This window comes from Dinghuibacter silviterrae (assembly GCF_004366355.1).
Taxonomy (GTDB): domain Bacteria; phylum Bacteroidota; class Bacteroidia; order Chitinophagales; family Chitinophagaceae; genus Dinghuibacter; species Dinghuibacter silviterrae.
The window spans coordinates 2,349,907-2,363,398 of the sequence record NZ_SODV01000002.1 but is presented as its reverse complement, the minus strand read 5'-3'; the positions used below and the strand labels follow the sequence as shown (position 1 = coordinate 2,363,398).

Sequence of the window (13,492 nt, the reverse complement as noted above, 5' to 3'; positions counted from 1 at the left end):
GGTCAATGCTTCATTTTATGAGAATCGGATTGCTTTCCATCGCCTTGACACTAACCGCCGCGGGAGCCGTTTATGCACGGCCGGCCGCCGGTCAGGAGGTGCTCAAAAAGAAAGTATCCCTGGTCGCGGACCAGGAAGAATTGAAAACGGTTTTTCACCGGCTATCCAAGGAGGCGGGTGTAAAATTCATCTATATCTCCCCGGGCGTACCCGACCAGCAACGGGTGACCTGCCTGGCGGTTCATGAGGACCTGGACGTGGTCCTGGGCCGGCTCCTGGGGCCGCTTCACCTCCGGATGGAGGTGGTGGGCAACCAGGTGATCCTGAAACCGGAAGTACCCGCGACCGTTGTGGTGACGGCCCGTCCCGTCCATGGACGAGTCGCCGATGGCGCCGGTGTTCCGCTGGAAGGCGTATCGGTGACCGTCAAAGGGTCCAATACGGGCACGATGACCGATGCCAAAGGGGCATTTACGCTGGACGCAACGGAGGGCACCGAGCTGGTGATTTCGTATGTGGGCTATGCTTCCCAGACCGTGAAAGTGACCGGTGGTGAGGTATCGGTTGTGTTGACCAAACAACAAAACAGCCTGAACGAAGTCGTGGTCGTAGGTTACGGCACGCAACGCAAGGTCGACCTGACGGGCTCCGTATCCACGGTCAGCGCCGCCCAGCTTGAAGACCGGCCGGTCACCAGCCTTGGCAACGCACTCCAGGGCACCATGCCCGGCGTGACGGTGATCCAGAACAACGGGCAACCCGGCAGGGACGCTGGCTCGATCAATATCGACGGGATCGGCACGCTCAACAGCACCGCCCCCCTGGTCGTCGTCGACGGGATCATTTCTTCCATGAACGAGGTCAATCCCAACGACGTGGAAAGCATCTCGGTGCTCAAAGACGCCGCCAGCGCCGCCATCTACGGTTCCAGGGCGGCCAACGGCGTGATCCTGATCACTACCAAAAAGGGTAGGAAAGGGGCCTCGCAGATCGAATATGATGTGTACGTCGGCAAACAAACACCGACGCGTCTCCCAGACTATCTCCCTTCCTGGCAGGCCGCGACGATGTACAACCAGGCGCTGGCCAACGTCGGCTCGGCGCCCGTGTATTCGGCGACGGACATCCAGCAGTACAAGGACGGCTCCGACCCGGTTGGTCACCCGAACACCGACTGGCTGAACCTTTTCTACAACAAAAAAGGGCTCCAGCAAAACCACTACCTCGGGATCAGCGGCGGATCGGAAAAGACGCAGTATCTTTTCTCCCTGGGTTATTTCGACCAGGAAGGGAATGTGGCCAAAACCCAGGCCCAGCGCTTTACCACGCGGTTGAACCTGACCACCCAGGCAACCCGCAACCTGAAGGCGATCGCCAACATTTCCTATACCTTCAATCCGTTTCAGGAGCCGCTGAGTTCGTATCCCGGCGTCAGTGCTTTCTCCCAGATGATCCGTCAGGTCAACCGTATTTCGCCGATGGTGCCGCTGAAATGGGCCAACGGGGACTATGCATATATCGGGGACGGGAATCCCATCGCATGGCTGAATTCCCCCAGCCTGGGCACGTATAACAAATACCTGCTCACGGGTTCCGCCGGTCTTGACTGGGAACCCGTCAAGGACCTGCACGTAAAACCCTTTGTAGGGTATACGCTGACCCAGGACCAGAACAAGTCTTATGTCGCCGACATCCAGTTCTACACCGCCACGGGTTCCGCCGGTTTGTACCAGGGTCCGAATAACGTCACCGACAAATACGACAATACGACGTATGTAACGCTCCAGGCCACCATCGACTATATGAAACACCTGGGTAACCATACGTTAAAAATCCTTGGGGGCTATTCCCAGGAATACACGAAATATTATGAGCTGGACGGCTACCGCCAGAGCTTTTTGAACAACCAGCTATCTGACCTGAACGCCGCGTCCACCACGGGACAGACGTCGAACGGTTATTCGAACGAGCTCGCGCTCCAGTCCTTTTTCGGCCGCTTTAACTACGACTATGACGGGAAGTACCTTTTCGAAGCCAACCTCCGGTATGACGGTTCTTCGCGCTTCGATACCGCCAACCGGTTTGGTACTTTTCCTTCCCTGTCGGCAGGGTGGCGGATTTCCCAGGAGAACTTCTTTAAACCGCTTCGTCCCATTTTCTCCGAGCTAAAGCTCCGGGGCAGCTGGGGTAAGCTCGGGAACCAGAACATCACGGGCTCCAACAGCGACAATACCTACTATCCCTATATCACCACGGTCAGCGCCGGTCAGAACTATGTATTCGGGGGTGCCAACCCTGCCTTTGCCGCGGGGGTAGCGCCCATCAACGGGGCCAACACCGCCCTGAAGTGGGAAACCACCACCGAGACGGACCTTGGTCTGGACGCGGCTTTCCTCCAGGAAGCCCTGACGTTTTCTGCGGAATATTTTGTCAAAAATACCAGCAACATCCTCCTCAACATCCCGGTGTCCGCCCCTTACGGGTTGAATACGCCCTATCAAAATGCAGGCGCCGTCCAGAACAAGGGTTGGGAGTTTAACGCGAACTATCGCGGACGGCAAGGTGCTTTTACCTACAACATCGGCGCCAACGCAGCCTTTATACAAAACAAGGTCACCAGCCTGGCCGGCACGGGTCCCAACATCAGCGGCATAACGATCCAGAAGGTCGGTCTTCCCATCAACTCGTTCTGGGGGTATGAAGCCGAGGGCCTCTTCCAGAACGCTACGGAGGTCGCCAAACACGCCACACAGTCCCCCAATACGGGTCCCGGCGACATCATCTACAAAGACCTGAACGGGGACGGCAAGATCGACCAGACCAACGACCGGACCTACCTGGGCACGTATTTCCCGAAGGTCACATACGGCTTTAACGTAGGTGCCGGCTGGAAAGGGATCGACCTGACTGCCTTCTTCCAGGGCGCCGCCGGTGTAAAAGGGTACGCACAGGGCATCGCCATCGGGCAGGTAGGCACCACCGTGGGCAAACCCACCAGCGCCATGCTCAATGCATGGACGCCCTCCAATCCCGGCGCCTCCATGCCCCGCCTGCTCACCACCTCATACCTGCAGAACGACCCGGGCACGAACCCCTCTTCTTTCTGGGTCCGCAACGCCAGCTACCTGCGGCTGAAGAACCTTCAACTCGGGTATACGTTCCCGCAAGGCATCGCCCGCCGGATCGGTGCCCAACGGATCCGCCTTTACTATAGCGCACAGAATATCCTGACGATCACGTCTTTCTACAAATGGATCGATCCCGAAGCGCCCGCGGGCACTGCCGGTTACGACTACCCTCAAATCAAGACCTCGACGTTCGGGTTAAATGTGACATTCTAAAAACCTTTTGTAATGAAGAAGCTTCTATATATCCCTATCTTACTGCTGGCGTTGAGTGCCTGTAAAAAGAATTTCCTTGACCGGCAGCCCACCGACAGCCTGAGCAACTCCAGTCTTTTCAGCGATTCCAGCGACGTCATCGCCGCCCTCAACGGCTGCTATTCCGGCTGGTCCAACCCCGTCTCCGGTCTCCAGGGCTGGGCCGACGGGTACAACGTAATCTACATGGACGCCTGTTCCGACAACGTGTACAGCCAATATCCATGGGAAGGCTTCCAGGCCTACGGGAACGGTTCCGCCACCCCCGGGGGTGTCGTCCCCAACGGGAATTCGGACAACCTGTACAACTATGTCACGATCCAGAAGTGCAACTGGTTCCTGTCCAACGTGACCCGCGCACCGATCAGCACCGGCTTGCTTGCCCGCACCCAAAGCGAGGCCCGGTTTATCCGCGCGTACCAGTACTTTATGATGTCCCAGTTGTACGGTGGTGTGCCCCTGGTTACGTCGTCCCTGACCCCTGCCCAGGCCGATGCCGTACAGCGGACCACCAAGGATTCCGTCACCCAATTTGTGTTGAGCGAGCTGGCCGCCATCGCGCCCAACCTTCCGGTGGCCTATTCCGGCGGCGCGGGCTCCGAAATCGGGCGCATTACCCGTGGAGCAGCGGTCGCTTTGAAAGCCCGGATTGAGCTTTACACCGGCGATTATGCCGACTGTATCACCGATTGTCAGCAGGTCATGCAATTGGGTTACGCCCTGTATCCCAGCTACACCGATTTGTTCCGGGAAAAGTTTGCGGAGAACAGCGAGGTCATCCTCGACGTGAAATACATCGGCAATACCAGCACATCCAACACCAACTGGGTGGTTGGCGTCATGCCCAGCTTTACCTACGGCGGCTGGTCTTCCCTTGACCCGCTCCAATCCCTGGTCGATGCGTATGAAATGACCAACGGGAAAACCATCGACGACCCTACCTCCGGGTACGATGCGTCCAATCCCTTTGCGAACCGCGATCCCCGCCTGGCCGCTTCGGTGGTGTATCCCGGAGAGCAATATCCCTACGCCGACGGAAGTTCTAACTATTACGACCCGCTCGATGCCTCGTCTTCCGACTTTTACCAGTCCGGGAACAACACCTCGGTGACCGGGTACCTGGAAAAGAAGTTCACCGCTGTTTTATCGGACTATAACGGGGACAACGGTATCTTCAATACCGGGCTCAGCATGATCCTCATCCGCTACGCAGAAATCCTGCTCATGGACGCCGAGGCCAAGATCGAGTCCGGAAAGATCGACGCCACCGTCTACAACGACCTCAACCAGGTCCGCGCCCGCGCAGGGATGCCCGCCGTCGACCAAAGCGTCTACAACAGCCAGGCCACCTTGCGCACCCTTGTCCGCCGCGAACGCCGTGTCGAGCTTGCCCTCGAAGGCCTTCGCTGGTTTGACATCCAGCGGTGGCAGATCGGGGCCCAGGTCATGGCGGGGCCCGTTACCGGGGCGCGTCTCGGCACGGTCAATGCCACCACCGGTGTCGTGACGTATACCGGGGGAAACATACCGGTGGAGACGCGGTTGTTTGATCCGAGCAAGAATTATTTGTGGCCGATACCGCAGTCAGAGATTGATATCAATAAGCAGTTAAAACAAAATCCGGGGTACTAATGCAGGGGTTTCGGTTTTTTCTTCCCGGGGCCAGCCTTGTGCTGGCCCTTGGGGTTTTGGCGGCGGCCGCGCAACGGGCGGCGGGGCAACCGGCGGCACCTTCCGGCGGCGCTTCGCGGGCGGCCCTATCCGGCAGCGCCCCTTCCGGCGGCGCACCGCGGGTGGCCCCTTTCGGCGGCGTCCCGCGCCTCGAAGTTTCCTTCGACCGCGGGTGGGAGCGGTACGCCATCGACTCGCCCAATGCGCCCGCTGGCGCGGGGCGGGTGCGTCAGGGGACTGCGTTTACCGGGCAATTTACGGACGAGCATGTTGCGGCGGCGGGATCCGACGAAATCTCGTCGGCGACGCGCGGGTTCAACCGTGAATATCCCTTGATCCGGGGCGCTTATTGGACGCGCGTCACACTCCCCGCATCTGCCAGGGACGAGTCGGAGCTGAACCCCGGCCCGCGGCAATTCGTGGGCATCTGCTATTACCGGAAACGCTTTCGCGTGCCCACCGACGGACGGGAATACAGCCTGCGGTTTGACGCCGCCATGCAGGTCGCCTCGGTCTGGGTCAACGGACGGTTCGTGCTCCAGCACCAGGGTGGGTACCTGCCGTTTACGGTGCCTGTTTTTCGCGGGGACAGCGTCATCGTCGTCCGGGTCGACAACCGGAACAACAACCAGACGCCGCCCGGCAAGTCCCTGGAGCGGTTGGGGTTCCTGTATTGGAGTGGGATTTATCGGAATGTGTGGCTGGTGGGGCTGCCGCCGCGGCATATCGATGTATTTGCGCGGTACGAGGAGGTGTCTGACTCGTCCGCGACCGTTGTCGTGCGGACCACCGCGACGGACGACGTGCAAATCTTAGCGATGCGTGCCTGGGCACGCCATAAGGCGGACGCGCGGGTCCGCCTTATGGCGGGTACCCGCATACGCCAGATGTTGGACGGTCAGATCATGGCCGAGGGTGACGCGACGGACTCGCTGGTACAGCGGTTTACCGTGGTACACCCACACCTATGGTCACCCGAAGACCCACATTTGTACACGCTGCGCACGCAACTGCTCTCCGGCGGGCGCGTCATCGACGAAGAGGTCCACCGCATCGGCATCCGGTCGTTGGCGTTTTCCCGGGCTCACGGTTTCGTCCTCAACGGCCGCCCCTATCGGATTGTAGGCACCAACCGGCACCAGGATCATCCCTATATCGGGAACGCCCTGTCTGCCGCGGCCAACTACCGTGACCTCAAACGCATCAAGGACGCCGGGATGAATTTCGTGCGGCTCGCGCACTACCCGCAAGACCCGTCCGTATACGAGGTCTGTGACTCCATCGGCCTGATGGTCGCCGATCCCATTCCCGGCTGGCAGTTCTTCAACAACAGTGAGCGCTTCCGTTCCCGCGTCTTCCGCGACATACGCGAAACCGTACGCCGGGACCGCAACCATCCCTGCGTCATTATGTGGGAAATGAGCCTCAACGAAAGCTACCCACCGGATTCGTTTCGCATCGCCTCGGCGCGCGTGGCCCACGAGGAGTACCCCGGGGACCAATTCTTTACGTCCGGAGATACGTATGGCGCGCAACATACTGCCTGGGATGTACCCTACAACAGTTGGGAAGACCCGTTTGGCCGGCCGCAGGACGTACAGCCTTTGCAGCCCGGTTTTGTCCGCGAATACGGCCATTATGAATTCGGGGGAGCGGAATCCACGACCAATGCCAACGCTTCTACCGGCGAGGCATCGTTGCTACACAACGCCTGGAACGTCCAGTGGGAGCACAACCTGTTGCGAGGGCCGTCTTATTACCCCTGGACCGTGGGCGACGCCAACTGGGCGTTTTATGATGGGTTTGAGGCGCCGACCAAAGGGACGACGGACTGGGGCGTGATGGACGTCTTCCGCCTGCCCAAGTTCAGCTACTACTTCTTTCAAAGCCAGGCCGCCCGGCCAATGGTCTATATCGCCAACTGGTGGACGCCCTTCGATACATCCGGGAAAGTGGTGATCTATTCCAATGCAGACTCGGTGGCGCTGTATCGTGACGGGACACTGCTCGCGGTGCGAAGTCCCGACGATGGACCGGATTCGGGGTATGGCGACTGGGACCACGGGGGGAATCCCTTTGACGGAGGGAATGCGCGGCATCTGGCGCATCCGCCGTTTACCTTCACCGGCATACGATTTACGCCCGGGGCGTTAAAGGCCGTGGGGTACCGTCATGGCGTGCCGGTGGCATTCGACGTGCGGCGCACGCCGGGAGTGCCCGCGCGGTTGACACTCGACGCCGACCTCCAGGGGATGCCGCTGCAGGCGAACGGAGTGGATGTAGTGTTTGTCCACGCGTCCTTGGTGGATTCCGCGGGTGCGGTCGAGGTGTTGGACAATGCGACTGAAGTCGCCTTCTCGGTGAGCGGGGAAGGGGTTGCCGCCGGGCCGTCAACCGCACCCTTGCGGGGAGGCGTAGCCACCATCCTTGTACGAAGCACCGGCCGTGTGGGAACCATCCGGATAAACGCCGTTTGTAAGGGCATCCATAAAAGCCTTATTTTACAAACGCAATGAAGACCGTCAAGGAACTCCTCAACATCAAACCGGCCCCGACCCCGCTCCAGAGGGTCCCTGGCGTTAACAAGACCGGCAGGATCGGGGCCGCGATCGTTGTCAGTTTCATTATCATCATCCTGTTCAGCTATTCGATTTACGCAGACTACAAGGTATATACCGAGGGAACGGTGGTAACGGCCACCATTATATCCAATCCAGGTGGACGCTCGTCTATTGTATTTAGTGTCGACGGGCAGCGGTATTCCGCCAAAAGTCACCTGGCCGGCCACCGGTTGAACAAAGGAGATACCATTCCCCTGAAGTTTAACGCCGGATACCCGGAACACGCCATGATGCCCGGTTACAACCCTATCCCTGAGGATCTCCTCATCATGGGGGTGTTCATTGTGTTATTTGGGACATGCTTTTTAATGGGTTTTGGAGAAAGATAACCCTATCTATCGCCGCTCGCCCGGCACCACCGCCACCGTCTGCAATTGCCCGTCCCGGAAAACCGTTAACTCCTGCCGCACTCCCACCGTCTCAAACGTCAAATACCGATGCAGGTCATCCGTTGACCCCACCGGCAACCCATTAAAAGCCACGAGGATGTCCCCGACCCGGAGGGCATCGTTGCGCACCCCCGCGTCGGCGATCTTTTCGCTGACGTAGACCCCGGTGTGACGTGACAGCTTGCCCACCGCGACCATTCTTTCTGTCAGGTTGACCAGTTGGCCGGCGATGCCGAGCTGGGCACGGCGGACCCGGCCCTCGATGATGAGTTTGCCCGCGATATAGGAGGAGAGGTTGGAGGACACCGCAAAACAAAGACCCTGGGCGGACGGGATCGTGGCGGTATTGACGCCGATGACGTGCCCGTGGGTATCCAACAAAGGCCCGCCGGAGTTGCCCGGGTTGAGGGCGGCGTCGGTTTGGAGGACATCGTCGATCAGACGGCCGTTTTTGGCGCGGAGCGTGCGGCCCAGGGCGCTGACGATGCCGGAGGTGACGGTGTATTGCAACCCCAGAGGATTTCCCACAGCGATGGCGATTTGTCCCACCTGGAGACGATCGGAGTCGGCAAAAGCAAGGGTGCCCAGGCCTTCCCCGTATACCTTGATGACGGCAATGTCGGTGGAGGGATCGGATCCCTTAAGGTCGGCCTGGAGTACCTGGCCGCCGGCTAAGGTCGCCTGTATTTTTTCCGCGCCTTCGATCACGTGGTGGTTGGTTACGATAAAACCGTCGGAGGAGATGATAAAACCCGAACCGGCGCCGCGTGCGGTCCTGGGGGCCTTGGTGCGGGGGTCCGTTTCTGTTTTTTCCACTTGTATATGTACGACCGCGGCGCCCGCACCGGCTACGACGCCGGTGATGGTCCTGGAGTAGCTGTCCAGCAGTTCCCTGTCGCGCTCCAGGTCATTGTTCACCCACTGTATCATTGGTTCCATAAATGCCTTTTCAGGGAAGAGCCACCAGAATGATACCAGCGGGAAAATCCTGTCAGAATGGCGGCGCCGGCTTGAGCCGTTTGTCCAGCCAGTCGCCCATGGTCTTCAGCACCTCGGGGGAAAACGTCTCCTCCAGCTTCCCGTATTCTTCCACGGTACAGGTATGGCAGTGCTGGAAAAGGTGGTTCAACCCGGGGAGGAGCTCCTCCGTCAGCTTTGGTTTTTCCGCAGGATTTACATAGTTCAGGATGAGCCGGAGGTCGATCGAATTGTCTACCTGTATGTCTTTGTCGCCCCCCAGGGCCAGGACGTAACACTGCAACCTCCGGTAGTCCGGCGCCGGATCATAGGACAGGAAGAACTTCCACCAGGGGGATATCAGGGACGGTGCCTGGCGGACCAGGGCTTCCCGGAGCTGGTCCGGGGGGACAATGTAGTCGGGAAGGTGATGGGTGGAGTCCAAACAGGTTTCCGTATACGCCCGGTACTGGGCATCTACGCCCTGTATGAACGCCGTGACGGTGGTATCCCTGAGCATGTGCGACAACAGGATTTTTTCCCTCATCATACTCGCCTTCATCACGTTCGCGGGTGCCTTTGCATATTCCAACGGTCTCAGGGTCTGGAAACCCATCGTCGCATAACCGCCCTCGGCGGGCGCCGCCAGTAAGATGATAAAATCGATAGACTTGTCCCGGGCCGCGATCATCGGGGCGATCATCGCGCCCTCGCTGTGCCCGATCAACCCCATGCGCGTGGTATCGATGTTTTTCCTTGTCTTTAGCCAGGCGAGGCTGGTCTCCACATCCTTTGCAAAGTCGGCGCTGGTGGCGCCGGCAACGTCGCCCCTGGATAAACCCGCGGTCCGGTCGTCCACGCGCAGCACGGCATACCCCCTCCGGGTCAGGTAGTCGGCGATCACGGCAAAAGGACGGTGGCCAAAAATCGTCTCGTCCCGGTCCTGGATACCGCTGCCCGTGATCAGGACCGCCACGGGAAAGGGGCCGCCGGTGGACGGATAGGTCAGCGTCCCCGCCAGGTGTACGGTCCTGTCTGTGTTATCGTATTCAACGCTGTCGCTGCGGTAAGGCCAAGGCCTTACCGGCGTCTGTGGCCGGGCCGGGGGCGCAAAAGCCGCCGCCTCGGCGCCGGTAAGGTGACGGATGTACAGCGGTACGTGTCCTTTGCCTTGCGTCCAGACGCCGTCAAACGTCGAATCGCTGGTCCTGACCGCCGCAAAGGTCGCCAGGGGCGCATTTAGCTGGCAAACAAGGCTGTCCCCGTTCAACACCACTTGCCGGATCGGGAGACCGATGGCGCCCTGCTGTGGAACGTCAAGGGTGCCTTCTGTCGCGTCTCCAGCGGGCGTAAAATGAAAAACCACCGTGATACTACCGGCAAGCTTGCCGCTCCAGGTACCGTTCAACTGCGCATCGGCGGCGCGTGCGCATAAGCATAGCGCCATCAGGAAAAAACGTTTCATACTGTTTTTTGTATTTGCCTGTAACACACATAGGAGTAAATGATGGGCGCGAGGGCAAGGATAGCCGTCCCCGTCAGGAACACCGCGACCTTCGGCCAAAAGAAGGTCGTCACCGCCAGGGTAAGCCCCCCGATGACCCAAAGACGCCCACCCCAATGATGGGTCTTTCTCCATACGCTTTCGTTCTCCAGCGTCCAGGGCGTCCGGATCCCGACAAAATAATTGGGCTTTATATTATTGAAAAGGTTTCCTAAATAGACATAAAACAGGCCCATCACCGGGAAAAATCCGCGCCCCAGGGCGAAATGCCCCGTCTGGCTGGCGTGTACGATCATAAAGTTGAGAACGGTGAGGAACAAAACAAGGCCATAACTGAGCTTTATCAGTGTGCCTTCCGAGTACTGTACTTTCTTTTTGGGGTCGATCAGCGGCAGGAAACGCACCAGCAAACCCACGCCCAAAGCCACAACGGACAACATCAGAATGGGGAGCCAGGTCTCGCTTTTGTTACCCCAGCGATCCGGCTCGCCTTTTACATTGAAGTGTAGTGCGACGGTCTGCGGCAAACCGGGGTATAGATAGATGAAATAAGCCAGGGGCAAGAACAAGACAACCAGCGCCACCCCGTCCGTCCAGGAGATTTTTGTACGCATATCACGGCTGTTTTTTATGGGTGAGTTGAAGAATCCATTGCAGCATTTCGTCCATGACCGTCGTATTGATCGAGTAATAGACAAACTGGCCCTCCTTCTGGGCCGTCACCAACCCCGTCCGTTTGAGCAGGTCCAGGTGATGCGAAATACTTGGCCAGCTGATGTCAAACTGTTCCGCGATCTGCCCGGCCGTCAGGTCCTTGTCCTTGAGCAAGTCAAGGATGGCCCGGCGGGTGGGGTCGTTGAGGGCTTTGAAGAGCTGGTTCAAGGGAGCATTTAGATAATTAGACAAATATCTAAATAAGATTTGACTTCGCCAAATGGCCATTTGGGGGACCCGCTGGCTTGGTTCGCCGGGGTGGTACGAGCCGGACCCGGCGGCTCCGGGTCGCGAAGCCGCCGGCGCCTTAGTGTGCCTTGGTGATCCGTGCTGCGAAGCCCCCGCCCGGTGCGAGGTGAACGTGCAGCGTGCCGGGCACAGACTGGCCCGTTATGCGCTTAAAGTCTTCCGCGTTGCGGTCCGCATTGATCCCATCCTGCCAGCTGTCCATGGTCCAGGCGCCGCCGCCCAAAAACGAAAGGTCCAGGTCGAGGTCCCGGGGCGTCCAGTCGGTCATGGCGCCGATGTACCAGTCTCCGTTGGTGGCCCGGCGGGCCAGGGCAACGACATGGCTGACGCTTGCCTGCAGGACCACGGTCGTATCCCAGGTCGCGGGAACCGTGCTCAGGAAGTCCATGCATTCGGGTTCCTTATAGTAGTGCGTAGGATTGTCGCAAAGCATCTGGAGCGGGCTCTCGTACACGACATACATCGCCAGTTGCTGGCAGCGCGTGCCCTTGCTCATCGGGTTGCTGAAGATGGCTGCCCATGCGTGCTGCGTGGCATTCTGCATGGCGCCCGGTGTGTAGTCCATTGGGCCCGCCACCATCCGCGTAAACGCAAGGGTGACGTTGTGCCGCGGATCCAGGACGCGGGGATCGCGGACGTCGGCCCACTTGCTGTTTTCGTTCCCGAAAACGCCTTCCCGGGTCAGGGCATTGGGGTACTGGCGGTCCAGCCCCGTCGGTTTATACGCCCCGTGAAAGTCCACCAGCATGTGCCGCGCCGCCGTTGCTTTGGCCACCTTCTCGTAGTAGTTCACCATGAGCTGGTCGTCCCTCTGCATAAAGTCGACCTTAATCCCCTTGACACCCCAGCGGGCATACAGGTCCAGGGCCTGGTCCAGTTGTTTGTCCAGGGAAAGCCAGGACACCCACAGGATGACACCGACGTTCTTCGACTTCGCATAGTCCATGAGCGCCTGCATATCCAGGTCCGGCACCACTTTCAGGATGTCGTTGACCGGGCTCCAGCCCTCATCAAGGATGATATAGGACAACCCGTACCGGGCCGCGAAGTCGATATAATATTTGTAGGTTGCGGTGTTGATCCCCGCCCTGAAGTCCACGTCATAGACGTTGTTGTCGTTCCACCAATCCCAGGAGACTTTGCCCGGTTGCACCCAGCTAAAGTCCTCCTTCGTGCCACGGGACAGCTGATACACCAGCGTGTTGGTCAACAACCCGCCGTCCTTGTCCTCGATCGCCAGGAGCCGCCAGGGGAGTAGTTTGTCGCCTTCCCCTTCCGCGATATAGTCTTCGCGTTCCAGGACTTTTCTATCCCGGTCGCTTGTTTCTTTTAAGGTTTTTGGATAGGAAGGCCAAGTGGCGTCTAATCCGCCTTGCCCGTCTCCTCTTACCCAGAGACCCGCATAGTCGTAGAGGTCGGCTTCCGAGAAAAAGAGCTTCGTCCCGTTGTCGCTGAGCGTCACCGGCAGGCTCGCGAGCTTGTTTTGTTTGATGCTGTCAAGGGTGAGCGGTACAAAATTGCGTTCGTTGTGCGAGTAAAAACCGTCCTCCAGCGGATACCAGGCCGTATCGGTGGGTTGGAACTGAAGGTGCAGGGTTTCTTTCCAAATTTTATACGCGCCCTTGCGGTGAATGACCCAGCGGTAGGCGACGCCGTTATCATAAGCCCTTAGGATGAGGCTTATGCCGTTCTTGAAGGGGAATACGCCTTCGTTATAATGATCCCGGATGGAGGCGAACTTGACGGGGACCTGGGGGTGGATCCAGGTGTCGGTCGTGCTGCGGGTCGCTTTTAAGGGCTTCCAGTTGTTTGTCCCCGCAGAGTCTATGGACAAGCCTATCAGGCTTTTGGCGTTCACCAGGGTTCGCTGGTCGTGGGTGACCTGGAGGTTCAGGTTCGGCGTTACGCTCATCGTCGTCCGCCCGTCGGGGGACGTTACGCTAAAGGTTTGTGCATGGATATTTGCACTGATCAGCAATAAAGCGCCAACAATTCTTGACTTCATAT

9 protein-coding genes are annotated in these 13,492 nt (G+C 58.8%); 4 read left to right on the top strand and 5 right to left on the bottom strand.

What is annotated here, in order from left to right; genetic code table 11:
• The first annotated feature begins 17 nt into the window (after positions 1–17).
• The 4 genes from EDB95_RS26640 to EDB95_RS26625 are packed head-to-tail and all read left to right on the top strand — an operon-like array spanning position 18 to position 8,001.
• Complete coding sequence (locus EDB95_RS26640; protein ID WP_133999950.1) at positions 18–3,341, top strand: SusC/RagA family TonB-linked outer membrane protein; 3,324 nt, start codon at positions 18–20, stop codon at positions 3,339–3,341.
• Between the two features lie 12 nt (positions 3,342–3,353).
• Positions 3,354–5,012 (top strand): RagB/SusD family nutrient uptake outer membrane protein, encoded by a 1,659-nt coding sequence (locus tag EDB95_RS26635; protein WP_133999947.1) that lies wholly within the window; start codon positions 3,354–3,356, stop codon positions 5,010–5,012.
• Positions 5,012–7,567, top strand: coding sequence for a glycoside hydrolase family 2 protein (locus EDB95_RS26630; RefSeq protein ID WP_133999944.1), 2,556 nt, complete (start codon positions 5,012–5,014; stop codon positions 7,565–7,567). Before EDB95_RS26635 ends, EDB95_RS26630 begins: the two co-directional genes overlap by 1 nt.
• Positions 7,564–8,001 carry a hypothetical protein gene (locus EDB95_RS26625; protein WP_133999941.1) on the top strand — a complete coding sequence of 146 codons (438 nt, stop codon included), beginning with the start codon at positions 7,564–7,566 and terminating at the stop codon, positions 7,999–8,001. The genes EDB95_RS26630 and EDB95_RS26625 overlap by 4 nt, the downstream gene beginning before the upstream one ends.
• A gap of 6 nt (positions 8,002–8,007) precedes the next feature.
• Here the strand turns inward: EDB95_RS26625 and EDB95_RS26620 are convergent, their stop codons facing one another.
• From EDB95_RS26620 to EDB95_RS26600, 5 genes are all read right to left on the bottom strand, one after another.
• Complete coding sequence (locus EDB95_RS26620) at positions 8,008–9,000, bottom strand: S1C family serine protease (protein WP_133999938.1); 993 nt, start codon at positions 8,998–9,000, stop codon at positions 8,008–8,010.
• A gap of 52 nt (positions 9,001–9,052) precedes the next feature.
• Positions 9,053–10,483 (bottom strand): alpha/beta hydrolase family protein, encoded by a 1,431-nt coding sequence (locus EDB95_RS26615; protein ID WP_133999935.1) that lies wholly within the window; start codon positions 10,481–10,483, stop codon positions 9,053–9,055.
• Positions 10,480–11,136 (bottom strand): SdpI family protein, encoded by a 657-nt coding sequence (locus EDB95_RS26610; protein WP_133999932.1) that lies wholly within the window; start codon positions 11,134–11,136, stop codon positions 10,480–10,482. Before EDB95_RS26610 ends, EDB95_RS26615 begins: the two co-directional genes overlap by 4 nt.
• 1 nt (position 11,137) lies before the next feature.
• A complete protein-coding gene (locus EDB95_RS26605) occupies positions 11,138–11,404 on the bottom strand; it encodes an autorepressor SdpR family transcription factor (RefSeq protein WP_133999929.1) in 267 nt (88 codons plus the stop codon).
• A 139-nt stretch (positions 11,405–11,543) separates the two neighbouring features.
• A complete protein-coding gene (locus EDB95_RS26600) occupies positions 11,544–13,490 on the bottom strand; it encodes a glycoside hydrolase family 97 protein (protein WP_133999926.1) in 1,947 nt (648 codons plus the stop codon).
• Positions 13,491–13,492: the final 2 nt, after the last annotated feature.